20 protein-coding genes are annotated in these 24,242 nt (G+C 69.5%); 15 read left to right on the plus strand and 5 right to left on the minus strand.

Features of this window, described 5'->3' with window-relative positions:
• Positions 1-44: 44 nt before the first annotated feature.
• The 7 genes from ACQP06_RS14765 (at position 45) to ACQP06_RS14795 (ending at position 9,707) form a co-directional block, all read left to right on the plus strand.
• Positions 45-1,517 (plus strand): hypothetical protein, encoded by a 1,473-nt coding sequence (locus ACQP06_RS14765; RefSeq protein WP_433672726.1) that lies wholly within the window; start codon positions 45-47, stop codon positions 1,515-1,517.
• Positions 1,514-3,004, plus strand: a complete 1,491-nt coding sequence (locus tag ACQP06_RS14770) for an SCO6880 family protein (RefSeq protein ID WP_357083503.1) — start codon at positions 1,514-1,516, stop codon at positions 3,002-3,004. The genes ACQP06_RS14765 and ACQP06_RS14770 overlap by 4 nt, the downstream gene beginning before the upstream one ends.
• A 6-nt stretch (positions 3,005-3,010) precedes the next feature.
• The gene (locus ACQP06_RS14775) at positions 3,011-6,364 is read left to right on the plus strand and encodes a hypothetical protein (protein ID WP_433672727.1); all 3,354 of its coding nucleotides are present in this window, start codon (positions 3,011-3,013) and stop codon (positions 6,362-6,364) included.
• Positions 6,361-6,669, plus strand: a complete 309-nt coding sequence (locus ACQP06_RS14780; RefSeq protein WP_357100470.1) for a transposase — start codon at positions 6,361-6,363, stop codon at positions 6,667-6,669. The genes ACQP06_RS14775 and ACQP06_RS14780 overlap by 4 nt, the downstream gene beginning before the upstream one ends.
• Before the next feature lie 128 nt (positions 6,670-6,797).
• Positions 6,798-7,334, plus strand: coding sequence for a hypothetical protein (locus ACQP06_RS14785; RefSeq protein WP_379278708.1), 537 nt, complete (start codon positions 6,798-6,800; stop codon positions 7,332-7,334).
• A 37-nt stretch (positions 7,335-7,371) separates the two neighbouring features.
• Positions 7,372-9,273 (plus strand): type IV secretory system conjugative DNA transfer family protein, encoded by a 1,902-nt coding sequence (locus tag ACQP06_RS14790; protein WP_357083492.1) that lies wholly within the window; start codon positions 7,372-7,374, stop codon positions 9,271-9,273.
• On the plus strand, positions 9,270-9,707 hold the full coding sequence (locus ACQP06_RS14795) for a DUF4913 domain-containing protein (protein WP_357083489.1): 438 nt from the start codon (positions 9,270-9,272) through the stop codon (positions 9,705-9,707). Before ACQP06_RS14790 ends, ACQP06_RS14795 begins: the two co-directional genes overlap by 4 nt.
• A gap of 76 nt (positions 9,708-9,783) precedes the next feature.
• Here the strand turns inward: ACQP06_RS14795 and ACQP06_RS14800 are convergent, their stop codons facing one another.
• Complete coding sequence (locus ACQP06_RS14800; protein WP_433672728.1) at positions 9,784-10,347, minus strand: hypothetical protein; 564 nt, start codon at positions 10,345-10,347, stop codon at positions 9,784-9,786.
• 400 nt (positions 10,348-10,747) lie between these two features.
• Positions 10,748-11,605 carry a peptidylprolyl isomerase gene (locus ACQP06_RS14805; protein ID WP_433672729.1) on the minus strand — a complete coding sequence of 286 codons (858 nt, stop codon included), beginning with the start codon at positions 11,603-11,605 and terminating at the stop codon, positions 10,748-10,750.
• Positions 11,606-11,792: 187 nt separating this feature from the next.
• Between ACQP06_RS14805 and hisS the strand changes: the two genes are divergently transcribed.
• From hisS to ACQP06_RS14820, 3 genes are all read left to right on the plus strand, one after another.
• Positions 11,793-13,073: a histidine--tRNA ligase gene (hisS, locus tag ACQP06_RS14810; RefSeq protein ID WP_433672730.1), complete on the plus strand. Its 1,281-nt coding sequence runs from the start codon at positions 11,793-11,795 to the stop codon at positions 13,071-13,073.
• Between the two features lie 356 nt (positions 13,074-13,429).
• Positions 13,430-14,074 (plus strand): hypothetical protein, encoded by a 645-nt coding sequence (locus ACQP06_RS14815; protein ID WP_433672731.1) that lies wholly within the window; start codon positions 13,430-13,432, stop codon positions 14,072-14,074.
• A 161-nt stretch (positions 14,075-14,235) separates the two neighbouring features.
• A complete protein-coding gene (locus tag ACQP06_RS14820; RefSeq protein WP_433672732.1) occupies positions 14,236-15,237 on the plus strand; it encodes a malate dehydrogenase in 1,002 nt (333 codons plus the stop codon).
• Positions 15,238-15,261: 24 nt separating this feature from the next.
• On the opposite strand, the gene ACQP06_RS14825 is transcribed toward ACQP06_RS14820, so the two are convergent.
• Complete coding sequence (locus ACQP06_RS14825) at positions 15,262-16,209, minus strand: TIGR03619 family F420-dependent LLM class oxidoreductase (RefSeq protein ID WP_433672733.1); 948 nt, start codon at positions 16,207-16,209, stop codon at positions 15,262-15,264.
• Between the two features lie 140 nt (positions 16,210-16,349).
• On the opposite strand from ACQP06_RS14825, the gene ACQP06_RS14830 reads away from it, so the two are divergent.
• A complete protein-coding gene (locus ACQP06_RS14830; RefSeq protein WP_433672734.1) occupies positions 16,350-17,099 on the plus strand; it encodes an SDR family oxidoreductase in 750 nt (249 codons plus the stop codon).
• Between the two features lie 148 nt (positions 17,100-17,247).
• Here ACQP06_RS14830 and ACQP06_RS14835 read toward each other — a convergent pair whose 3' ends face one another.
• Positions 17,248-18,486 (minus strand): hypothetical protein, encoded by a 1,239-nt coding sequence (locus ACQP06_RS14835; protein ID WP_433672735.1) that lies wholly within the window; start codon positions 18,484-18,486, stop codon positions 17,248-17,250.
• The gene (locus ACQP06_RS14840) at positions 18,483-18,812 is read right to left on the minus strand and encodes a type VII secretion target (protein ID WP_433672736.1); all 330 of its coding nucleotides are present in this window, start codon (positions 18,810-18,812) and stop codon (positions 18,483-18,485) included. Before ACQP06_RS14840 ends, ACQP06_RS14835 begins: the two co-directional genes overlap by 4 nt.
• A 227-nt stretch (positions 18,813-19,039) precedes the next feature.
• Here ACQP06_RS14840 and ACQP06_RS14845 point away from each other — a divergent pair, with 227 nt between their 5' ends.
• The 4 genes from ACQP06_RS14845 to ACQP06_RS14860 all read left to right on the plus strand — a co-directional run bounded on the left by ACQP06_RS14845 (position 19,040) and on the right by ACQP06_RS14860 (position 24,239).
• Positions 19,040-20,026 (plus strand): NAD-dependent epimerase/dehydratase family protein, encoded by a 987-nt coding sequence (locus ACQP06_RS14845; protein WP_433672737.1) that lies wholly within the window; start codon positions 19,040-19,042, stop codon positions 20,024-20,026.
• 31 nt (positions 20,027-20,057) lie between these two features.
• Positions 20,058-21,074, plus strand: a complete 1,017-nt coding sequence (locus ACQP06_RS14850) for an Rv2578c family radical SAM protein (protein WP_433672738.1) — start codon at positions 20,058-20,060, stop codon at positions 21,072-21,074.
• Positions 21,075-21,180: 106 nt separating this feature from the next.
• Complete coding sequence (locus ACQP06_RS14855) at positions 21,181-23,160, plus strand: 2-oxoacid:acceptor oxidoreductase subunit alpha (RefSeq protein ID WP_433672739.1); 1,980 nt, start codon at positions 21,181-21,183, stop codon at positions 23,158-23,160.
• A complete protein-coding gene (locus ACQP06_RS14860) occupies positions 23,160-24,239 on the plus strand; it encodes a 2-oxoacid:ferredoxin oxidoreductase subunit beta (protein ID WP_433672740.1) in 1,080 nt (359 codons plus the stop codon). The genes ACQP06_RS14855 and ACQP06_RS14860 overlap by 1 nt, the downstream gene beginning before the upstream one ends.
• The last annotated feature ends 3 nt before the right edge of the window (positions 24,240-24,242 follow it).

The following is a 24,242-nucleotide window of genomic DNA, read 5'->3' on the forward strand; positions in this document are numbered from 1 at the left end:
ACAACAGAAGATATGGCATCGCGACCCATCGAGAGGTGGACCACATGCTGAGGCGGCTAGTCACGATTCTCGCGGTCGTATTCACCGTCATGATCGCGACCCCGACGGTGGCCTACGGCCAGACCTACGGTTTCGACCAGGCCTGCAACGAATTACACGACTCACTCGACGGACTGGGCGTGCCCGGCATCTCGCTCGGCGACGCGGCCTCGGCCGCGTGCAAGGCCGGCAATGTCGCCACCCACCCGAACGAGGTGGCCAACACCGTGCGCGACAAGGCGTGGGACTCCACCTTCGGCAAGGTCGTGGACTCGCTGATGAGTGGTCTCGGTGAGGCACTGATCCTGGCGCTCACGTTCTGGATGAAGATCCCGAACGAGAGAGTCAGTGACGCCGGAACACTTTTCACGAAGATCAACGACTACACCTATCAAGTCCAGATCCTGTTCCTGATGACCTCGGTGATACTCACCGGCCTGAAACTGGCGCGAGCCAGACGCGGGGCCGCGGTCGACCAGGCCACGGACTCGTTCTGGATGTTCGCCCGGGTGGTGTTCAGCTCCTGGATGCTGGGCGCGGTGATCGTGGCCGCCACCCAGGCCTCGGACAAGTTCTCCGAGTGGGTGATCAACGACTCCACCAACGGCAATGCCAAGAACATGGCCGAGCTGATGGTGAAAACCTCCAAGCTGCAGGCGTTCTCGCCGGGTCTGGTGCTGATCATCGCCATCGTCGGCCTGCTCGGGGCGCTCGCCCAGATCGTGCTGGCCATCGTGCGCCAGGGCATGCTGGTGGTCGCGGCGGGCGTGCTGCCGCTGGCCGCCGCGGGTTCGGGCACCGGCATCGGAATGTCGTCCTACAACAAGCTGATTCGCTGGATCATCGCGTTCATGCTGTACAAGCCGGTCGCCGCGATCGTCTACATGATCGCCTTCACCACGGCGGGCGTCACCGACGACCGCACCGGCACCGCGAACCTGCCCGACGCCGACGAGGCCCAGCGCATGCTGGTCGCCATCGTGCTGCTGGGCACCGTGGCGTTCGTGCTGCCCGCGCTCATGCGTCTGGCGACCGCGGGTGAGGTGGCCATCGTCGGTTCCGGCGGTTCGGGTCTGGCCGCGACCACCGGCACCCTGGTCGGTATCGCGGCGCTCGGCGCGGTCGGTTCGCGCGCGGTGGCCCCGCGCGGGGTCGCCGGTCCGGGCGCGGCCGGATATGTCGGCGGCGGCCGGGGCGGACGGCCCCGGCCCGGTCCCGGCGGCGGCCCGGGTGGCGGCGGCGCGCCGCGCCCGACTCCACCGCCGCGTCCCGCCGGTGGCGGCGCGGCCGCGAGTCCTGCGGCCCAAGGCGGCGGTGGCGCAGTACCGTCAGGCGCGTCCGCGGTGGCGAGCCGGGTCGCGCAGGCCCGGGCGGCGACCGCCTCGCTGGGCAAGGCCGAATCGACCGCGGGCGACGTCGCCGGTGACCGCTGGGCCAACCGCGCACCCGACCTCGGCAGGAGCACCATCCCGCGATGACGATGACCGACACCTACGAGCGGCGCTCGTACGGACTGTGGCAGAAGCCCCGCAGCGCCGGCCTTTTCGGCCTGCGCTGGGGCGAGACCGTGGTCGGATTCGCCGTCGTCATCACCGCGCTGCTGACGGCGCTGGTGGCCGGTCCGCAACCGGCCGCCGTGGTGGCGGGCATCGGCACGGTCGTGATGGTTCCACTGGTGTGGCGGACAGGGGGCCGCTCCGGCTACGAGAACGGATTGATGATGTTCCATTGGTTGCGCGGCCGGTCCAAGGGCGAGCACGTGTACCGGGGCGGACGCTTCTCGCGGATCCCCGGCGGCGTCACCCGGCTGCCCGGGCTGATGGCCCCGTCGCGCCTGTACGAAGGCATCGACGCGGGCGGCTACAGCTTCGGCATGATCCACCTACCGCAGTTCGCCCAGTACACGGTCGTGCTGCGGGCCTGGCCGCAGGGCCACGAGGCCGTCGACCAGCCGGTCATCGACCGCTGGGTCGGCGCGTGGGGCACCTTCCTGGCCTCGCTCGGCCAGACCTCCGACATCGTGGCGGTGGTCCCGGTCATCGACACCGTGCCCGAGACCGGAAACCGTTTGCTCACCGAGGTTTCCGCCATCACCCGGCCCGAGGCGCCCGATCTGGCCCAGCAGGTCATGTACGAGCTGGCCACCGAACTGCCGCAGGAACGGGTGCAGCTGCTGCCGCGCGTGGCCATCACCTTCAAGGCGACCACCGCCGAGCGGCGCAAGAATCCGGCGGAGGAGGCGGTCGAGATCGGCCGCCGCCTGCCCGGCATCTGCGCGGCGCTGGCCGAGGCGGGCGTGCGCTGCCAGCCCATGGCCGCCGACGACATCATCTCCTTCATCCGCCGCAGCTACGACCCGGCCGCGCAGGCCGACCTCGAGGTGGCGGCGGGCGAACCCGGTGGGCACGGCCTGGATTGGGCCGACGCCGGACCGGTGTCGCACGAGGAGCGCTGGGACCACTTCATCCACGACGGCGGCCGCTCGGTCACCTGGGAGATGGACACCGCCCCCGAGGGCGCGGTCGACGAACGCGTACTGCAGCGGCTGCTCGCACCGAATCCGGAGGTGCCGCGCAAGCGCATCACCATCGTCTACCGCCCGCACTCGGCCGGTGACGCCGCCCAGATCGTGGACGACGACTACAAGAACGCCCTCGTCGCACAGCAATCCGAGCGCGGCGTGGTGTCCGCGGCCGCCACCCTGCGTGTCGGCGCCACCCAGCAGGCCCGCGAGGAGCAGGCCCGCGGCCACGGCGTCACCCGCTTCGGCGCGCTGGTCACCATCACCGAACCGCTGCGCGGCGACCTGCCCCGCATCGAGTCGATCACCCGGGACCTGTCGACCCAGGCCCGCTTGAAGATCCGCCGCTGCTACCGCTATCAGGCCGCGGCCTTCGCGGCCTCCCTCGGCTGCGGGGTGATCCTCCCCGAACACGCCACCATCCCGAAAGCACTCGCGGGGTAACCCACCATGTCACGTGACCTCGACCCGCCCGTCCGCGAACGCGACGCCGCGCCACCCCCTGCGCGCCGCGGCTCGCGGCGGGAGCAGGCCCCCGTCGAACCCTACGACGACGCGGACCCCTACCCGCCCACCGGCTCCCGCGTCATGCGCGACGAGCATCGCCCCCGCCGCGGCACCCTCCCGGACCGCCGCATGCTCCGCCGCGACACCCCGATCGACTACTCGGCGGAGTTCGCGGACAACGCCGCGCAGTCCGGTGCCGACGGAGGCGAGGTGCGCCGCGCCGACAGCGGAGCCTGGGACAACGCGGCTCTCGGTGCGCGACAGGACGATCCGGTCCCGGTCGCGGAACTAGCCGCAGGCCAGGGACACGGGCAGCCGGAGTCGCACTCGACCAGCGGTCAGGCTGCGCTCGATCGTGCCGAATCGGTCATTCCCACACCCGGACTCGGCGATCGGGCCGGGGAACCGGGCACATCGGCGGACCATGGCAGGTTCGAGCCGTCCGGAGTGCGCGTGGAAGCCGGTGGGCCGGACCCGGTGGAATCCCGGGCGGCCACGGCAACCCGTGGCACGCAGGAGGTTTCCGGGACGGTCGAACCGACCGGTCGCGACGACATCGTTGGGGAGCGGAGCGGTACGTCGCCGAAGCGGCGGCTTCCGGCCCTGCCCGCGCTCGAACCCGGTGCCGAGAACACCGATTCGAGCGCGGCCCTCGGTGACAGCCGTGCGTCCGCGCCGTCGGCAGGTGGCGCTGTGTCCCGTGGGCGGGAGCTCGCGGTGCGCGGTGCGACGGATCCGGGAGCAGCGGTGCGCGACGGCGCGGGCTCCGGGGACGTGGCCGCGGAACGCGGGCGGGCGCGCGGGCCGGAACGGACCGAGGGGGATCGCATGGACCGCAAGCGGACTCGTGACGTGGAACCCGGTGGCGACACGGCGCGCCGCGCGGAGACCGGCGAGCGCTCACGCCGCGAACGCCCCGCTGACGACGATCCCCGCCGCACCCGGCGCGGCGTCGAGAGCGGCGACGGGCGTGACCGCCGGAGCACCGAGACCGACTCCGCGCGTGGACGGCGTGACGGCGAGGCCCACACCGGCCGTGAACGGCGCGGCCTGGACGGTGAACGCGGGCGTGAACGTCGGCGTACCGATGGAGATCCCGGACGTGATCGCCGTGGCGCAGACGGCCATCGCGGTGCTGACGGTGATCCAGGGCGTGACCGCCGCAGCGCGGACGGCCACCGAGGCGCTGACGGTCACCGGCGCGGCGAGGGTGACCTCCCGCGGGAGCGACGCGGCACCGGCGAGCGAGACGCGCGGCGCGGTGACGGCGAGCGGGACGCGCGGCGCGGCAGCGGTTCCGAAGGACGCGGCCGAGCGACCGACCCGGATCGCGTGCATCTGGGTGGTCGCACCGGAACGCCCGGGCGGGCGCGATCGGCGCGGCCCGAGGGCGAGTCGGCGGAGCGGCCGGCGCGCACCCGGCCCACGCGTAATGGACGCCCCGAGCGGTCCACCGCGGAGGAGCGCGGGCGCGGCGGACTCCGGAAGGACAAGCGGGACAAGGACCTCGATCAGGCCGAGCGGGAGGCGGCGGCCAAGCGCGCCGCGGCGCGCAAGGCGGCGGCCAAGAAGAAGCAGTCCGGTCCGAAGCTGCTCGACGACGCCCAGCGGGCCAAGCTGGAGGTGACCGCGCGGGAGGGCAACGGGATCAAGGCGGCCTGGGCCACCTTCCGGTTGCACACCGACGACCTGCGGCGGCGCAACTTCGCGGCGCGGGCCGAGCGCATCGAGTACGGCAACTACGACGAATTCGACCGGACCACCGCACAACTCACCGACCGCGGCTATATCGGCGCGGGCGGCGGGCGGATGAACGTGATCGGCCGTCCGGTCGAGTACCGCGCCACCACCGCGCAGGTCGCGGGCCTGTGGCCGTGGTCGGTCGGCGCGGGCGCGCCGCTCATCGGCACCCCGCTGGGCTCGCACCTGCATACCGGCGCGCCGGTATGCTTCGACCCGATGAACTGGTTCATGCGCGGCAGCTTCATCACCGCGCCGAGCCTGTTCGTGCTGGGCCTCAACGGTTTCGGCAAGTCCTCGCTGGTGCGCCGGATCGTGCTGGGCGGTGTCGCGCAGGGCATCACACCGCTGGTGCTGGCCGACGTCAAGCCCGACTACCGCAAACTGGTGGAGCTGGTCGGCGGCCAGGTCATCGACCTGGGCTACGGCCACGGCAAACTGAATCCGCTCGCCGCCGGTGTGCTGGGCTCGATCGTGCCGATGCTGCACGAGTCCCCGGAACTGCAGACCCAGGTCATGCAGGAGATGCGGGCGCGCCAGGTCAGCCTGGTCGCCGGTCTGGTGGAGCTGGTGCGCGGTGAGCGGGTGCGCGACTTCGAGGAGACCCTGATCTCCACGAGCCTGCGCATCCTCTACCGCGAAGGCAGCGGCTTCACCCCGGAGAACCCGCCGATCATGGAGGACCTGCTCGACGTGGTGGTCGCCGGCGGCGACGAACTGCGCCTCGACGCGGGCGCCGACGACGAGGAGGAGTACGCCGAGGCCATCAAGGAGCTGCGCCGCTCGCTGCGCGCCCTGACCCAGGGCCCGTTCGGCGCGATCTTCAACGGCCGCACCACGACTCCCATCGACACCACCGCGACCGCGGTCTGCATCGACGTCTCCCACATCCCCACGGGCGACAAGAAACTGAAGGCCGCCGTCATGCTGGCCTGCTGGGCCGACGGTTTCGCGTCCGTGGAGGCGGCGCACGTGCTGGCCGACGCCGACCTGGGCCCACAGCGCTACTTCCAGGTCGTGATGGACGAGCTGTGGCAGGTGCTGGGCCTGGGCGACTTCATGGTCGACCGCGTCGACGAGCTCACCCGTCTGCAGCGCGGCATCGCCACCTCGCTGATCATGATCAGCCACACCATCAAGGACCTGCAGGCGCTGGGTTCCGAGGCCGCCATCGCCAAGGCGCTCGGCTTCCTGGAACGCGCGCGCGCCAAGATCTTCGGCGCGCTGCCGGCCGAGGAGATCGCACGTCTGGATTCCACCGTGCCCTTCACCTCCGCCGAGGAGGACATGGTGACCAGCTGGTCCGCGCCGCAGGCGCTCACCGGTGAGGCGCTCAAACCGGGCCAGCAGCGCCCGCCCGCGCCCGGCACCGGCAAGTTCCTGCTCAAGATCGGCGAGGACCGCCGCCCCGGCATCCCGTTCCACATGGAGTTCACCATCTCCGAGCGGGAGAGCGGAATCCACGACACCAACCAGCGTTTCAGCGAATTCACCGAGACCACCGCCACCCGCGGCGCGGGCACGGACTCCGGCTCGGACGAGGGGAGCGCCGCATGATGCCGCACCGGTCGTATCGAAGAGTGTCGCCGGAGGTCCGGCAGGCCGCGGTCGAACAGGTCATCGCGCTGACCGGCAAGCTGCGCTCGGAATCCGAGGCGTGCCGGGTGGTGGCCGAACAGATCGGCGTGCACACCAATTCGGTGCGCAACTGGGTGCGAGCGGCCGAGACCCCCGGCCTAGAGCGGATGGACGCGGTCGCCTTGCGCCGCAAGGTGGCGCTGCTGCAACAACAGCTGGCCGCGGCCGCGGAGATGAATCGCTCGCTGGTGGAAACCCTCCACGACGCCAAGCGCGGCACATGAGCCGCTGCCGCGACGAAGACCCGAACGGCCGCAACGGGGCTGGACACGCCGAGCACCGAAACCGGCTGGTATGGCGCGCGCGCCGCACCCGGAGACTAGCCTGGAAGGGTGGTCCGATTGGGGTGGTGATGCTGGTGGTGAGCGTCACGATGCTGGCCACCGCCTGTTCCGGCGGCGGCTCGAACGGCGGCGGCTCGAATCCGCCTGCCGGGCAAGCGCCCACGACCACCACCCGGTTGCTGGAGGTCGCGCCCGCGCCCGACCCCACCACCCCCGACGGGGTCGCGGTGGCGGCGCTACAGCAGATCTACACCTGGAACCCCGCCACCGAATCCGAGGGCGACGCGCTGCGCCGCGCCCGGAAATGGCTGGGCCCCACCCTGATCCGCACCCTGGACAGCCCGTCCACCGCCGTGGACACACCGCGTCCGACGCTGCGGTGGGCCGAATGGGCCAAGGAGAACGCGCACGTCGAGGCGTTCGCTTTCGCCTCCGGCGAGAAGGCGCCCGCGGGCGCCGACCCGAACCGGCAGCAGTACAAGATCGGTATCGAGCAGACGGTCGTCCACCCGGACGGCAGGCGGGAAAAGCTACCCCCGGCCACGGTCGTCGCCACCGTCGTGCGTGGCCCCGGCGGTAGCTGGTTGCTGGACGAATTCCGTTGAGCGGCAACGACTCACAGGTCATCCCAGGAGGATAGAGATGGCGAAGACACCGGTGCAGGACCCGGCCGATCCGGGTCCAGACCGCACCCTGCACCTCGTGTACGCGGGTTTCTATATCTTCGGAACCCTGTGGCTGGCAGTTCAACTGGGCAATCTGCTCAGCTCCCCGCGCCAGAACCTGCCGATCAATCCGATCGCTATCGTCGTCAACCTGATCAAGGGTCAGGTGCGCTGGCCCACGGCCGCCACCGTCATCGTGCTGCTGGTGGTCGCGGGGACGGCGGGCTGGGTGTACTACAAGCGCCACCGTGCCGAGGCCTCGAAGAAGGGCCGCCTGGCCATCGACGACAAGGCCGACCACATGGGGTCCGGCGGCGCGATCAAGGCGCTCACCCTGGCCGGCGTGCGGGAGAAGGCCGGGAAGATGGGCGTGCCACTGCACACCCACCTCACCGGCGACAAGGTCATCCCCGGTTCGCTCATGCGGCCGGGAGACGCGCTGGTGCCGGGCATTCCGATCGGCATGTCGGTCGCCGACGGCGAGATGATGTACGGCTCCTACGAGGACCTGCAGGTCGACATCTGGGGTCCGCGGCAGGGCAAGACCACCTCCCGGGTCATCCCGGCGGTGCTGGCCGCCATCGGCCCGGTGGTCGTCACCTCCAACAAGCGGGACGTCGTCGACGCCACCCGGGATGTGCGCGCGGGCAAGGGTTCTCCGATCTTCGTCTTCGATCCGCAAGGGGTGGCCCCGGATTCGCACGACTGGCAGGCCCAGCAGGAACCCCAGTGGTATTGGGATCCGCTGGCCTGGGTCGACGTGCATCGCCCCGGCGCCGAGGTGCGCGCGGTCAGCCTGGCCGGGCACTTCTCCGACGCCGAGGGCAGCCCCTCGGCGGGCGGTGGCGCGGACTCCTACTTCGATCCCGAAGCCGAGGACCTGCTCGCGGCGCTGTTCCTGGCCGCGGGCCTGGAGGGCAGCAATATCCTGCGCGCGTGGGAATGGGTGAACAACCCGCTCGACACCACGCCCGTGGAAATCCTGCGCCGCAGCGCCAAGCACTACATGGCCGAGGGTCTGGCCGGGCAGTACAACCTCGACGTGCGCACCCGCGACGGCATCTTCGGTGGCGCGAAGGCCATGATCCGCTGCCTGAAACTGCCGCACATCCAGCCGTGGATCATCCCCAACGGGGGCCGGGAACCGTTCGACGAGTTGGCCTTCCTGGAGGGCAACGGCACCCTGTACTGCTTGTCCCTGGAAGGCCGGGGCTCGGCCGCGCCGCTGGTGAGCGCGCTGACCGCGGCGGTCATCGAGGTCGCCACCCACAAGGCGTCCCGCTCTCCCGGCGGCCGCCTGCCGGTGCCGCTGCTGGCCGCGCTCGACGAGGCCGCGAACGTGGTGCGCTGGAAGGATCTGCCGAAGCAGTACAGCCACTTCGGATCTCGCGGCATCGTGGTGATGACGGTGCTGCAGTCCTGGGCCCAGGGTGCGCGCTGCTGGGGACCCGACGGTATGGAAGCGCTGTGGGGCGCGGCCAATATCAAGGTGATCGGCAGTGGCATCGACGACATGGCCTTCCTGCAACAGCGCTCGGAGGCCATCGGCGACTACGACTCGATCGCCCAGTCGGTGTCGGAATCCAAGGGCGGCAAGAGCTATTCGCGTTCGCTGAGCTCCTCGCGGACCTTCAACGCGCATGCCCTGGCCACCCTGCCGCGCGGGCGCGCCATCCTGTTCTCCTCCGGCACACCGGCGGTGCTGTTGCGCACCGTCCCGTGGTGGGAGGGCACCGACGCGGCCGCGGTGGAGCGTTCCATCGAGGCGCACGACCCGTCACCGACGAAGAAGACCACCATCGATGATCTGACCAGTCCCGCGCTGATCAAAGAGACAATCCCGGATGTCGCGGCTCCCAAGGAGGTCCGACCGCTGTGAGCGACGAGCAGCACCCCGAGAATTTCCCCTTCGACGACTCCCGTGGCCGTCGTCCCGACGAGCCGCAGCGCATGGTCTACCAGAGCGTGGTCGAGTTCGTCGAGAACTACCTGAGTTTGGTGTACCGCCGGCAGGTGACCGACATCAGCGACACCGTGTGGTGTCCGGAATGGTGGAAGCACGCCGAGGCGGTCGCGCGACTGGACGCCATGTGGCGGGCGTGGGAGCACTTCCGCCACGACGGCAAGACCGGACTGAGCGTGTGGTTTCTCGACCACGCCGACCCGCACATGGCGAAGCTGTTCGACCCCAAGGGCCCGTTCAAGTACTGCAGTGTGCGCAACGGGCACAAGGACATGCTGACGCCGCTGCCGCTGAAGTCGCCGCAGCAGGGTCTGTTCAGCAACCCCACCATGGGCGAGTTCCCGCTCTAGGCCCCGGAAACGAATCGTGGCGGATCGCAAGGCGATCCGCCACGGTACACATCACAACGGCCGAAACGACTGATACTCAGACTCGTTCGCGCGAGCGGGCGCGTTCGCGCTCCCGCTCGTGGGATTCCTGCTCGCGGACGCGACGCTGAGCCGCCTCCTGCTCGCGGATTCGCACGGCGTCCTGAGCGGATTGCGCCTGGCCGACTTCCATCAGCATGCGCACCGACTGCAGTTCCGGCGAGATGCCCATCCGCGAAAGATGCTGTGCCAGAGCGGTTCGCCGCTCCACCGAGTCGTACCGGGCGCCACCGCGACCGGCCTGCTGCGCGGCCATGCGGGAGGCCTCGGTCGCCGCCGAGAAGCGATCCTTCTCGAGGGACACGCCACCGCGTTCGAGTGTGGGGCGCTCCAGGATTCGCGAGAGTTCACGGTTACGCGGGTCGCGGGCCTTGGAATCGGCCGCCTCACGCAACCGGCGCTCGCGGCCTTCCTTCTGGCGGGCCTCGGTGACCCTCACACGCGCTTCCGCTTCCTTCTGGCCACGTTCCCGGGTGCGCAGCGCGACAAGTGTCGCGAGCTGCAACATTTGCCTCATCATCGCCGCCGTTTCGCGGCCGATGTCGTCGAGTTCCTCGGCCATTGCCTGCTCCCCGATGCTGCAGTTGGATCACTGTGGATGATGGTGCTTCGTCACGGACATCGCTATACGAACGGTGGTTGCGCATAGGTCGTCCCGCCTGCAAACGTGGACACCCGGAGAACATGGGGCGAAGCGGCGGCCCGAGTGGGGATTGCCCGGTGGGCTTTACTTCGCCTTGGTACTCCGTTCTACGAGATTACCAGCGAAAACTCCGATACCGCCGTACGCGCGCGTCGCGATCCAGCATATATCGCACAATTCCGGCAGGCGAGGGAAAACTCAGGATTTTCTTTGGTTAGGGAAGCCTTAGGCGAGAGGTTCAACGGGACCTTCCCGAGACTTTCGCCGGAAAAGCAACGGCCCCGGCGCGATTCGCGCCGGGGCCGAAATACCATGCTGGTCAGTTGATTTGGACCGACTGGATGTTCACGTCCATGGCCGGCTTGCCATCCTGACCGCCGCCCGCGACGCCGCCCTTGGCGATCTTGTCGAGGGTGGCCAGCCCGGCCTCGTCGACCGTGCCGAAGATGGTGTACTGCGGCGGCAGCTGGGAATCGCCGTAGACCAGGAAGAACTGGCTGCCATTGGTGCCCGGGCCGGCGTTGGCCATGGCCAGCACGCCGCGCTTGTACTCGACCGGGAACTGCGCGGCCTGATCGGTCGGCCCGTACTGGTCAGTCGGGTACTCGTTGTCGAATTCGTAACCGGGACCGCCCATTCCGGTGCCGGACGGGTCGCCGCACTGCAGCACCTGCAGACCCTTACCGGTGGTCATGCGGTGGCAGCTGGTCGCGTCGAAGTACTTCTGCTTGGCCAGCGACTCGAAACTGTTGACCGTGCAGGGGGATTCGCCCGGATTCAGGGTCATGGAGATGGGGCCCTGATTGGTGTCCATGGTGGCCTTCACCTGACCGGCGGTGGTGATGTTGGCCGTGCCCGGCGCGCTCACCGCCTTGTCGGCGGGCTTCTGCGACGGACGGTACTCACAGCTCACCGAGGCCGGCTTGGCCTTCGCGGCCGGCGGGGGAGCGGCGGTCAGCGAGGCGTCGGGCGTCTCGGACGCCTTCGCGCTCGTGCTGTTGTCATCGCCCTTGGTCAGGAAGTAGATGCCGACACCGGCCGCCACGGCGACCACGACGCCCAGCGCCGACGCCGCGATGGTGAGCTGCTTGCGCTTGCGCGCCCGCTGGGCCCGGTTCTCGAGTTGACGCTCCAGCTTCCGTTTCGCCGCAGCGCGTCGCTGTTCATTGCTCGGCACTAACTGTCCCTCCGTGAACGGTCGGTATCTGATGTCTGTACAGACTGGGGCCGTCAGCACAAACGAGCCCGTCAGCCCAGCGGCCGCGGCAGACATTACCTGCATTCGCTGAGAAAAACCTACATATGAGGGCCGGGCCGGTAACCGGTTGGACTTGTCGCGCGGCCGTGGTGGAAACTTGACAATCGTGACCAAGACCAGCAGCTTCAGTGCCCCGAGGGGGGTCCCCGACTATCTGCCCCCCACCTCCGCGGAGTTCGCCGCCGTCCGTGACGGACTGGTGGAGACCGCGCGACTGGCCGGATACGGGCATGTCGAGCTGCCGGTTTTCGAAGAGACCGCCCTGTTCGCGCGCGGTGTGGGGGAGTCGACCGACGTCGTCTCCAAGGAGATGTGGACCTTCGCCGACCGCAACGGCGAGAGCTTCACCCTGCGCCCCGAGGGCACCGCGGGCGTCATGCGCGCGGTCATCCAGCACGGCCTCGACCGCGGCCCGCTGCCGGTCAAGCTCTGCTACGCCGGACCCTTCTTCCGCTACGAGCGCCCGCAGAAGGGCCGCTACCGGCAGTTGCAGCAGGTCGGGGTGGAGGCCATCGGCATCGACGACCCGGCCCTGGACGCCGAGGTGATCGCCATCGCCGACGCCGGGTTCCGCAAGCTGGGCCTCGACGGCTTCCGGCTCGAGATCACCTCCCTCGGCGACGAGACCTGCCGCCCGCAGTACCGGGAACTGCTGCAGGAATTCCTCATGAAGCTCCCGCTCGACGAGGAGACCCGCCGCCGCGCGCTGATCAACCCGCTGCGCGTGCTCGACGACAAGCGTCCCGAGGTCAAGGAGATGACCGCGAACGCGCCGCTCATGATCGACCACCTGTCGGAGTCCGCCAAGACCCACTTCGAGCAGGTGCTCGGCCACCTCGACGCGCTCGGCGTGCCGTACGTGGTCAACCCGCGCATGGTGCGCGGGCTCGACTACTACACCAAGACCACCTTCGAATTCGTGCACGACGGACTCGGCGCGCAATCCGGCATCGGCGGTGGCGGCCGCTACGACGGGCTGATGGCCGAACTCGGCGGGCAGGCGCTGTCGGGCATCGGCTACGGCATCGGCGTCGACCGCACCGTGCTCGCGCTCGAGGCCGAGGGCAAGACCGCCGTCGACGGGCCGCGCGTGCAGGTCTTCGGCATCCCGCTCGGCGACGTCGCCAAGCAGCGCCTGGTGGTGCTGGCCGCCGACCTGCGCAAGGCCGGGATCCGCACCGACCTCGCCTACGGCGGGCGCGGCATGAAGGGCGCGATGAAGGCCGCCGACAAGTCCGGCGCCCGGCTCGCGCTGGTCCTGGGTGACCGCGAGGTCGCCGACGGCGAGATCGGGCTCAAGGACCTCGGCAGCGGCGAACAGCGGCAGATCCCGCTGGACGAGGCCGTCGCCCAGGTCGCGGCCGCCCTTGCGGGCGAAAAGGATTGATCGCGTAGGCAGGTCCCGGGGGCCAGGAGTCGCCGGACCCCGGGTACCCGCCGATCCGCCTGCCCGAACCCGCCCGGCTGCCCGGTCGGCGGTCCTGCGCGCCCGGCCGAACTCGACGCCCGGAAGCGGTATCGGTGCGTGAATCCGCCGCCGGGGGCCGCGACCGGTGCCGCGGGCTCGGACCGGATACCCGGGATGGCGCGGTCGGTTTGTTACGGCCTCGGGAACGCTCGGCCCAATTCGCGAGTGGGCGGGTGTCAATCGGGGTATTGGGTTAAGGCCTGCTGATATTCCGCACGGGGCGGTGCGTGCCGCCGGTACGCGCGACCCCTCGATACCTGGACGAATGCACTGCTGTGACTCATGAATCGACGCCGGGATCCGGCGAGGTCGGGCTCGACCTGATCGCCCCCGAACTGCTGGCCCCCGCGCTGCGCAAACTCACCCTCGCCGCGCTCGGCATCGGCATCGGGGTCGGCCTGCTGATGGCGCTGTTCGTGCACTGGCCGACCGCCCTCGCGGCGGGTCTGGTCCTGGGCGCACCGACCGCTCTGTACGCCATGGCCGTGCAACGCCGCCGGATCACCGTGTCCGGCAGCGTCATCCACGCCCGCACCTGGCGCGGCGAACGCCATCTGGACCTGGCCGCGGCCACCGCCGTGGAGATCGTGGTCCACCCCGGCAAGATCAGCCGCATCGTGCTGCGCGCCACCGCGGGACCCGACACCCAGGTCGTGCCGCTGGCCATCTACAGCGACTCCGGCAGCGGGCGCGAACTCCACATTCTGGGCCTGCGCAAACTCGCCGACGCGCTGGCCGGATGCCCGCTCGCCGCCGCCCTGGCCATCTCCGGGATGCTGGTCCAGCAACTGCGCGCCGAGGCCCGCGACGCCAATGCCGAGGAACGCCCGCTCTACCGTGCCGTCCGGTTGGTCCGCGCTCGCGACGAAGCCGGGTCGATCATCCTCGCCGACTCCGATATCGCCGATATCGCCCGCTGACGACGATCTGGCCGATGCCCGCCCTGACGTGCGGTTCGGGCACGGGGTCGGCCGGTGATGCCGTCTCACGGCCGGTGTTCCTTTGCTCACGGCCGTGCCTCGCGCACGGTGAGCGTCGATAGGGTCGAAGCAAGATCAGCCGCTATCGCGAGGAGATCGCCGTGAGCAACGTTGCGCCAGTGACCGTCACCGTGACCGGAGCCGCCGGGCAGATCGCCTACGGCATGCTCTTCCGCATCGCCTCCGGAGCCCTGCTCGGGGAGTCCACGCCGGTGCGCCTGCGGCTGCTCGAGATTCCCGCCGCCGTCGGGTCGCTCGAAGGCGTCGCGATGGAACTCGAGGACGGCGCGTTCCCGCTGCTGGCCGGAATCGATATCGCCGACGACCCGTGGCTCGGCTTCGAGGGCGCCAACATCGCCATTCTGGTGGGATCGCGGCCGCGCAGCGCGGGGATGGAACGCGCCGACCTGCTGGCCGCCAATGGCCCGATCTTCACCGATCAGGGCGCGGCCATCAATGCCAACGCCGCCGACGACGTCCGGGTGCTGGTAGTCGGCAACCCGGCCAACACCAACGCCTACATCGCCATGAACAACGCCCCCGACGTTCCCGCCGAGCGGTTCACCGCTCTCACCCGCCTCGACCACAATCGCGCGATCGCGCAGGTGGCCGAGAAGACCGGGGCCGCGGCCGCCGACATCGCGCGGATCACCGTGTGGGGCAACCACTCCGCGACCCAGTACCCCGATCTGGCGTACGCCACCGTCGGCGGTCGCGACGCGCTCGCCGTCATCGACGATCCCGCGTGGGTGACCGGCGATTTCGTGCCCACCGTCCAGCAGCGCGGCACCGCCATCATCGCCGCGCGCGGCGCGTCCTCGGCGGCGAGTGCGGCCAGCGCCGCCATCGACCACATCCACGACTGGGTGCTGGGCACCGCTCCCGGCGACTGGACCTCGATGGCGGTGCCCTCGGACGGCTCGTACGGCGTGCCCGAGGGACTGATCAGCTCGTTCCCGGTGACCTGCGCCGACGGCGAGTACACCATCGTGCCGGATCTGGAGATCGGCGAATTCGCCCGCACCCGAATCGATCACAGCGTCGCCGAACTGGTCGGCGAACGCGACGCCGTGATCGACCTGGGCTTCGCGAAGAAGGCGTGATCAGCCGCCGCCGAGCGGGAGAGCTCAGCTCAGCTTGGCGATCACGTTGTCGCCGTACCACTTGATCTTGGTGATCTTCTCTTCCAGGGTCTCGGTGTCCTGCTCCTTGGCGTAGGAGTTGCGGAAGCCGACGATCAGGTCGGTGATGCCCTTCTCCTCGCAGCGCTTCACCCCGTCGGGGGTGTAGCCGTCGTAGGAGACCGCGTGGATCTCGAAGTCGCCCTTGTGGTCCCGCTCGGCGCGCAGCTCGTTGATCCGGGCCAGGTACTTGTCCAGCTCCTCGGCATTGCCGCCGGCGTGCATCCAGCCGTCGCACAGGCGGACCGCGCGGCGCAGCGCGGCGTCGCTGTGGCCGCCGAGCAGGATCGGCAGCGGCTCGGTGGGCGCGGGGGTGAGCTTGATCTTCGGGATGTCGTAGAACTCGCCGTGGTACTCGAAGTACTCACCGGTCGACAGACCGCGCACGATCTCGATGCACTCGTCGATGCGCTTGCCGCGCTTCTCGAACGGGACGCCCATGATCTGGAAGTCCTCCGGCCACGGGCTGATGCCCACGCCGAGCGCGAAGCGGTTGTTGCTCAGCCGGGCCAGCGAGCTGGCCTGCTTGGCGACCAGCACCGGCGGGCGGATCGGCAGCTTGAGCACGAACGGGGTCTGACGCAGCGTGGTGGTGGCCGCCGCGATGGCCGCCGACAGCACGAAGGTCTCGATGAACGGCTTCCCGTCGAGGAACTCGCGGTTGCCGTCCGCGGTGTAGGGATACTTCGAATCCGACTCGGCCGGGTAGGCGATGCTGTCGGCCACGGTGATGCTGTGGAACCCGGCGGCTTCGGCAGCCTGAGCGAGGGGGATGTAGTAATCCGGGTTGGTCATCGCCTCCGCGTAGGTGAAGCGCATCGATCGTCCTCTCGACAGTGAGCAAGTGCCAAAAACTAGAACCGATTCTAGTTTTGCGACTGATGCTAGCGCCACCCTCGCCAAAAGGCATCAGTTCCGGGACGATCCCGACAGTCAACCCACCCGCCGGACGCCCCGCCGCCGTCGTCCCGCTAGCCGAGATGATCCGCGGCCGGGGCTTGCTGGATTGTTCTGCCTCTTGTTCTAATCGCCCCATGACCATCGCCATCACCGGCTCCGGTTCCGGCATCGGCGCGGCCACCGCCGCCGCCCTGCGTGCCGCCGGGCACGAGATCATCGGCATCGACCTGCGCAACGCGGACATCACCGTGGACCTCACCGACGCCGACGCCCGCGACGCCGCGGTCGAAGCGGTGCTCGAGCGCTCCGGCGGCAGCCTCGACGGCCTGATCCTCTGCGCCGGCGTCGGCCCCCAGGTGCCCGACCCCAACCTGGTGGTGGAGATCAACTACCGGGCCACCGTCGCCCTGCTCGACGCCCTGCTGCCCGCCCTCACCAAGGGCGAAAACCCTGCGGCCGTGGTGGTTTCGTCGGTCGCCTCCACCCACATCAAGTGGGAGGACAACCCGATCGCCACGGGCGCCGAGGCCGAGGCCTTCGCCCAGGCCGGGGACTACGCGGGCAGCTACGCCTACGCCGCCTCCAAGAACGCCGTCACCGTCGCCGTACGCGAGCGCGCCGTCGAGTGGGGCGCCGCCGGCGTCCGCCTCAACACCGTCGCCCCCGGCAGCGTCGACACCCCGCTGCTGCAGGCCGGGCTCGACGACCCGCGCTACGGCGACGCCATCCGCAACTTCGTCTCCCCGATCGGCCGCAACGGCCGCGCCGAGGAGATCGCCTCGCTCATCGTCTACCTCATGGGTCCGCAGGCCGGATTCATCCACGGTTCCCAGTTCGTCATCGACGGCGGAGTCGACGCGCAGGCGCGCCCGACCGCGGTGTAACCCACCGCGGCGTGCGCGAGCGCGCCCTGAAACGGTGGCCGAGCCCGCGGGGTGTACATCCGCTTTCGGTCTCCACCGATGCCGCGGTGGTCTGGGTACCCGTCCAGATCACCGCGGCATCACCCTTTTCCGGAGTGATGGGGTTGCCTCAGAGCTGATCGGGCTCGGCGGCGTCTGTCGGATCCCCGGCATCGCCGATGACTCCCGGGGCGAAGGCGCCCAGATTGCCGGTGAGTTCGCATTCGGCCGCGGGACTTCGGTGCGGCTGCACCGTCCGGCCGTGCGGTGCGTCGCCCGCACCGCCCTTGCCCGCACCCGCCGCGGCGGGGGAGCCCAGGAAGCCCGAACCGGCTGGTCCGCCCAGACCGGGGACGCCGGCCGATCCCGCGCCGAACGGATCGGCGGAATTGGTGATCGTGCCGCCCGGAATCGACGAACCGGGTCCGCCGGGAGCCGATGACAGGCCACCGCTGAGGCCGCCGGGGCCGCCACTCCCGAGGCCTCCGCCCCCACCGCTGATACCGGCCGGGGAGGTGGCCGGCAGCCCGCCGGAGAGGTCCGATTCGGTCGGATCGCCGGGCGTGAAAGTCGCTGCCCGCACACCACTTTCGAGCAACTCGGTGGCCTGCTCCAGAATCGGCCGGCCCACATTCTGCGCCAGCGCCTGGGCAACCTCCGCCGGAGTCGGGCCGCCGCCCTGGCCGACCAGCTGCCCGATCAGTCCCTGTACCTGCGCGGTGTAGACCGACAGCTCACCGCGGGTGGTGTTCACGACCGTCACCGCCTCCCCGAGATGCCGGGTGGCCGAGGCGATCAGCGCCGTCTGGCCGAGCGGGGTCAGGATCAGCGGGGACAGCGCGGTGGCCTCCGTGACGAAGGCCTGTGCGATGGCGGTGAGCTGGATATTGCCGCGCCGCACCACGGCCGCGGCCTGATCGGTGATCGCCGACAGCTCGAAACCGCGCCGGGCGGTCTCCTGCCCGTGATCCCGGGCCTGCCTGCCCGACTCCTGTGCGCTCTGGGAAGCCTCGCCCTGCCACAGGGATTCGACCGTCGTCAGCGCACCGCCGCCGATTTGCACGGCGGACTCGATGACCTTGGACCCGGTGCTCAGCACCGTGGCCGGATTCAGCTGGCCCAGCACCCCGGTGCCGAACGCTTGCAGCAGTTGCGGGAACGGTGCGAACAGCGCGTCCAGTCCCGGAATCGCGGGCAGCGCCAAACCCTTCATCGGATCGCCGACCGGATCGGCGGGCAGTGGCAGCACGCCCACCGCGAGCTCCGGAATCGGGCCGGGTGAGACGGCGTCCACGCGCTGTGCTCCCGTCATGCCGGGGTCCGGACCGGCCGGGACAGCTTCGATGACGCCGGAGTCGAGCGGCCTCATGCCTGGTCGCCGAGCTGCCCGATGGCTGCGCCGAGCCCGCGCGCGAAGTCGGCGTCGGTGCTCTCGAAGGTGGCTGCCGAGCCGAAGGCCGCCCGGCCGAGCTCGGCGAAGCGGCCGGAGAGGGCATTGATGTCGCGGTCGTGCAGGAGTTCGGCGACGGCGTAACTGGCCAGGAAGTCCGCGCCGATGAGTCCGAAGGCCGGGGTCATGGCGGCGACGTGGGTGACAGTGTCCAGACCGCCCTCAGCGGCGATGTCGGTGGCGATGCAGTCCTGGGTGGCGGCGAAGGCGCGGACCGCACCCGTGTCGACCGAAAGATCGGTCATGTCAGGACCCCCCTAGCGTCGTGGACATGCGGGAGCTGAATATAACCTCTCGAGCGTCCAGCCCGGCGTGGCGTCCGCGGCCGCTCCGGCACGTCGTCTTCGCCGCTCCGGCGTGTCGGCCCTAGCCGCTCCGGTTCGGCGTCCGCGCGCGGCTGTGATCCCGTCCGCAAGCGGGCCGTAATGTGACCGTTCTTGCAAATTAGAACAAGTTCTATATTCTTCTGACCATGAAGGTCGCAGTCACCGGCGCTGCCGGGTTCCTTGGCACCAATTTGCTTCGCCTGCTTACTGATCGCGGTCACGAGGTCACCGCCATCGACCGGGTCGCCGGTGCCACCCAGCCCGGGGTCACCTGGGTGAACGGTGACGTGCTGGATCCGGTCTCGATGCGGTCCGCGCTCGACGGCGCCGAGGTGGTCTACCACCTGGTCGCGCTGATCACCCTGGCCCACAAGAACGATGTCGCCTGGCGGGTCAACACCGAGGGTGTGCGTGTCGTCGCCGAGGCCGCGCTCGAGGTCGGCGCGCGCCGCATGGTGCACACCAGCTCCATCCACGCGTTCAACCAGTACTCCTGCGGCGGCGTCATCAACGAGCGCTCGCCGCGATCGATCGACCCGGATCTGCCGGTGTACGACCGGTCCAAGTGGCAGGGCGAGATCGAGCTGCGCTCGGTCATCGACAAGGGCCTGGACGCGGTCATCTGCAACCCGACCGGTGTGTACGGCCCGATCGACAACACCGCCTCGCGCATCAACACCACGCTGTGGGACGCCGCGCGCGGCCGCGTGCCGGTCATGATCAGCGGCGGCTTCGACCTGGTCGACGTGCGTGACGTCGCCACCGGCCTGGTCCTGGCCGGCGAGCGTGGCCGCACCGGCGAGAACTACCTGCTCGGCGGTCACTTCACCGACATGTTCCAGGCCACCCGCACCGCCGCCGAGGTCAACGGGAAGATGAAGCCCGCCTTCGCGATCCCGGCCAAGGTGATCAACGCCTGCATGCCGGTCATGGAGCCGGTGGCCAAGGCCTTCGGCAGCGACCGCATCTCCAAGGCGGCCATGGGCGCGCTGCTGGCCGCCCCGATCGTCGAGCACACCAAGGCCACCGAGGAACTCGGCTACCGTCCGCGGCCCGCCGAGCAGACCATCCGGGACCTGGTCGCCTTCTACAACGGGCAGCCGATCGAGGCCGACACGCAGAAGATTGCTTGACACTCGTTAGAACGCATGTTCGACTGGGGTGGTGCGTTGGCAAAGGCAAACCCTCGGCGCCGATGACGGCGCGCTCCCCGGCCTCGAACGTGCGGGTTTCGTACGCAGCGTACAGACACCCGAGTTCGAGGGCATCACGTTCCACGAGGTGCTCTGCAAGAGTGCGCTGAACCGGGTGCCCGACAGCGGCACCCTCCCGTTCAGCTGGACCATCAACCCCATGCGCGGGTGCTCGCACGCGTGCCGCTACTGCTTCGCCCGCGGCACGCACGAGTACCTGGACCTGGACGCGGGCGCCGACTTCGACTCCCAGATCGTGGTCAAGACCAATGTCGTCCCGATTCTGCGGCGCGAGCTGCACAAACGGTCCTGGCGGCGCGAGCAGGTCGCGCTGGGCACCAATACCGATCCGTATCAGCGCGCCGAGGGCCGCTACCGGCTGATGCCGGGCATCATCACCGCGCTCGCCGAATCCGGCACCGGTTTCTCCATCCTCACCAAGGGCACGCTGCTGCGGCGGGATCTGCCGCTGCTGGTCGAGGCCGCCGGTCAGGTGCCGGTGGACCTCGCGGTGTCCATCGCCATCCTGGACGAGGAACTGCATCGCGGGCTCGAGCCCGGCACGCCGTCGCCGCGGGCGCGGCTGGAACTGGTGCGTGCGCTCTCGGATGCCGGATTCGCCGTTAATGTCATGGTTGCTCCGGTCATTCCGTACCTCACCGACTCCCAGGCGCATCTGGACGCGCTCTTCGCCGCCATCGCCGAGGCCGGGGCCGCCCGCGTCACGGCGTTCCCCATGCATCTGCGCGGTTCCACCCGCGGCTGGTTCCTGGCCTGGCTGGCCGAGGCCCACCCGGCGCTGTTGCGCCGCTACCGGCAACTGTATGGTCGGGGAACTTCGGTGACACCGGAGTATTCTGCGTGGCTACGCGGCCGCATCGAGCCGCTGCTGGAGAAACACCGTTTGAACCGTGATCGACCGGCCGAGCCCGAGGTTCGCGCCGTCGAATCGCACACGCCCGACCCGCAGTTGGCGTTGTTCGCCTGACGGCGGTTCTTTGATCGAAACCATTGCGCTTCACGGGTGTGTCGCGAATATTGCGGAGTAGTTTGGCGTTGGTACCTCACATCTGACGAGGAAGTGATGCACGCGCATGGCTCAGGCAAAGGACACCGTGCAGCATGGCGACTCCGGGGCGTCCGGAAACGGTGACGGCCCAGGGAAATTGGCGGTGGAGAAACTGGAACGGGTCGTCATCCGCTTCGCGGGCGACTCCGGTGACGGCATGCAGCTCACCGGTGACCGTTTCACCCACGAGGCCGCCGCATTCGGCAATGATCTTGCCACCCAACCGAATTTCCCCGCCGAGATCCGCGCACCCCAGGGCACGCTGCCCGGTGTGTCGTCGTTTCAGATCCAGATCGCGGACTACGACATCCTGACCGCCGGTGACCAGCCCGATGTGCTGGTCGCGATGAATCCCGCTGCGCTGAAGGCGAATCTGGAGGATTTGGCGCGCGGGGCGACCGTGATCGTCAATACGGACGAATTCACCAAACGCGCACTGGCGAAGGTCGGGTACGCCGGGGATCCGCTCACCGATGACACCTTGACCGATTTCGTGGTGCACCGGGTGCCGATGACGTCCTTGACGCTCGGCGCAACCGAACCGACCGGTGTGGGTAAAAAGGATGGGCAGCGCGCGAAGAATATGTTCGCGCTCGGCTTGCTGTCCTGGATGTACGGGCGGCCCATCGGCGGCACCGAACAGTTCATGCGGGAGAAATTCGCCGCCACGCCCGATATCGCCGAAGCAAATATCCTCGCATTTCGGGCAGGGTGGAATTACGGCGAAACCACCGAGGCGTTCGCCACCACCTACGAGGTGGCCCCCGCGACGCTCCCGGCGGGCACCTACCGGCAGATCACCGGCAACACCGCGCTCGCCTACGGCATCGTCACCGCCGGGCAGCTGTCCGGGCTGCCGGTCTTCCTGGGCACCTACCCGATCACCCCGGCCTCGGACATCCTGCACGAACTGAGCAAGCACAAGAACTTCGGCGTCACCACCTTTCAGGCCGAGGACGAGATCGCCGGCATCGGCGCGGCCCTGGGGGCCTCACTGGGCGGGGCGCTCGGGGTGACCAGTACGTCCGGTCCCGGCCTGGCGCTCAAGAGCGAGACCATCGGCCTGGCCGTCATGACCGAACTGCCGCTGATGATCATCGACGTGCAGCGCGGCGGCCCGTCCACCGGTCTGCCCACCAAGACCGAACAGGCCGATCTGCTGCAGGCGCTCTACGGGCGCAATGGCGAATCCCCGGTGCCGGTGGTCGCGCCGCGCTCGCCCGCGGACTGCTTCGACGCCGCCGTGGAGGCCGCCCGCATCGCCCTCACCTATCGCACGCCGGTGCTGCTGCTGTCGGACGGTTCCATCGCCAATGGTTCCGAGCCGTGGGCGATTCCGCAGGTCGATCAGCTCGCCCCGATCGACCCGGCGTTCGAACCCGCGGGCGCGCAGGACGATCCGTTCCAGCCCTACGCGCGCGACCCGGAGACCCTGGCCCGGCCGCTGGCGGTGCCCGGCACCGCGGGCCGCGCACACCGCATCGGCGGGCTCGAGAAGGCCGACGGCAGCGGCAATATCTCCTATGAACCGGCCAATCACGAACTCATGGTGCGATTGCGGCAGGCCAAGATCGACGGCATCGCCGTGCCCGAGCTGGCGGTGGACGATCCCGGCGGCCACGCCGAACTGCTGCTCATCGGGTGGGGCAGCTCCTACGGTCCGATCGGCGAGGCCTGCCGGCGGGCACGGCGGCGCGGGGTGCCGGTGGCGCAGGCGCACCTGCGGCATCTGAATCCGTTCCCGCCCAACCTCGGTGAGGTGCTGCGCCGCTACCGCACCGTGGTCTGCCCGGAGATGAACGGCGGCCAGCTGGCCATGCTGCTGCGCGCCCGCTACCTGGTCGACGTGCAGCCGTGGACGAAGGTGGCCGGCACCGCCTTCCAAGCACAGGAACTGGTCGGCGTCATCGACGCGGCCCTGGACGGCTCCATCGCGGAGATGGAGCAGGACAAGGCTTTCGCCGCACGGGCGCGCGCGACCTACCGCAATCCAGGGGGCAAGTGATGACCATTCTCGAAAACCCGCTCGTGGGCGCCGATCTGGGCCTGACCGGACTGTCCGGGGTGCCGCGGGCGGCGGGCCCGCAGAAGGCCAAGGACTACACCTCCGATCAGGAGGTGCGCTGGTGCCCGGGCTGCGGCGACTACGTCATCCTCGCCACCGTGCGCGGGTTCCTGGCCGATCTGGGCCTCGAGCGCGAGAACCTCATGTTCGTCTCCGGCATCGGCTGCTCGAGCCGGTTCCCGTACTACCTGGAGGCGTACGGGATCCACTCCATCCACGGCCGCGCCCCGGCCATCGCCACAGGAATGGCGGTCACCCGGCCCGACCTGTCGGTCTGGGTGGTGACCGGCGATGGTGACGCGCTCTCCATCGGCGGCAACCATCTCATCCACGCCCTGCGCCGCAATGTGAACATGACGATCCTGTTGTTCAACAACCGGATCTACGGCCTCACCAAGGGCCAGTACTCGCCGACCTCGGAGACCGGCAAGGTCACCAAGTCCACCCCGATGGGCTCGATCGACCACCCGTTCAACACCCTCTCGGTGGCACTGGGCGCGGAGGCCACCTTCGCGGCCCGGGCCCTGGACTCCGACCGGGCCGGGCTCACCGAGGTGCTGCGGGCCGCCGCCGAACACCGCGGCACCGCGTTCGTGGAGATCCTGCAGGACTGCCCGATCTTCAACGACGGCTCCTTCGACGCGCTGCGGCGCGAGAACGCCGAATCGCATCTGGTCCGGCTGCGGCACGGGCAGCCCATCCGCTTCGGCGCGGACAATGAATTCGCCGTGGTCCGTGACGGTTTCGGCCTGAAGGTGGCGCGTGCCGACGGCGTCGCCGACTCCGACATCGTGGTGCACGACGCCTACACCGACCAGCCCGAATACGCCTACGCCCTGTCGCGGCTGTCCGACCAGGACCTCACCCACGTGGTGACCGGCGTCTTCCGCAGCGTCACCCGCCCCACCTACGACGACGGCGTCCGCGCCCAGCTCGGCACCGCCGTCGAACGCAAACCGGTGAGCCCGAACTCCTTGCAGGAGTTGCTCACCGGCAACGAAACCTGGACGGTCGGCTGAGCT

The sequence above is a fragment of the Nocardia sp. CA-136227 genome, from assembly GCF_050955695.1.
Taxonomy (GTDB): domain Bacteria; phylum Actinomycetota; class Actinomycetes; order Mycobacteriales; family Mycobacteriaceae; genus Nocardia.

Excerpts from the sequence above, each read along its gene's own strand:
- ACQP06_RS14765 (WP_433672726.1), top strand. The coding sequence starts at position 45 with ATGCTGAGGCGGCTAGTCACGATTCTCGCGGTCGTATTCACCGTCATG.
- ACQP06_RS14770 (WP_357083503.1), top strand. The coding sequence starts at position 1,514 with ATGACGATGACCGACACCTACGAGCGGCGCTCGTACGGACTGTGGCAG.
- ACQP06_RS14775 (WP_433672727.1), top strand. The coding sequence starts at position 3,011 with ATGTCACGTGACCTCGACCCGCCCGTCCGCGAACGCGACGCCGCGCCA.
- ACQP06_RS14780 (WP_357100470.1), top strand. The coding sequence starts at position 6,361 with ATGATGCCGCACCGGTCGTATCGAAGAGTGTCGCCGGAGGTCCGGCAG.
- ACQP06_RS14785 (WP_379278708.1), top strand. The coding sequence starts at position 6,798 with ATGCTGGTGGTGAGCGTCACGATGCTGGCCACCGCCTGTTCCGGCGGC.
- ACQP06_RS14790 (WP_357083492.1), top strand. The coding sequence starts at position 7,372 with ATGGCGAAGACACCGGTGCAGGACCCGGCCGATCCGGGTCCAGACCGC.
- ACQP06_RS14800 (WP_433672728.1), bottom strand. The coding sequence starts at position 10,347 with ATGGCCGAGGAACTCGACGACATCGGCCGCGAAACGGCGGCGATGATG.
- ACQP06_RS14830 (WP_433672734.1), top strand. The coding sequence starts at position 16,350 with ATGACCATCGCCATCACCGGCTCCGGTTCCGGCATCGGCGCGGCCACC.
- ACQP06_RS14835 (WP_433672735.1), bottom strand. The coding sequence starts at position 18,486 with ATGAGGCCGCTCGACTCCGGCGTCATCGAAGCTGTCCCGGCCGGTCCG.
- ACQP06_RS14840 (WP_433672736.1), bottom strand. The coding sequence starts at position 18,812 with ATGACCGATCTTTCGGTCGACACGGGTGCGGTCCGCGCCTTCGCCGCC.
- ACQP06_RS14845 (WP_433672737.1), top strand. The coding sequence starts at position 19,040 with ATGAAGGTCGCAGTCACCGGCGCTGCCGGGTTCCTTGGCACCAATTTG.
- ACQP06_RS14855 (WP_433672739.1), top strand. The coding sequence starts at position 21,181 with ATGGCTCAGGCAAAGGACACCGTGCAGCATGGCGACTCCGGGGCGTCC.
- ACQP06_RS14860 (WP_433672740.1), top strand. The coding sequence starts at position 23,160 with ATGACCATTCTCGAAAACCCGCTCGTGGGCGCCGATCTGGGCCTGACC.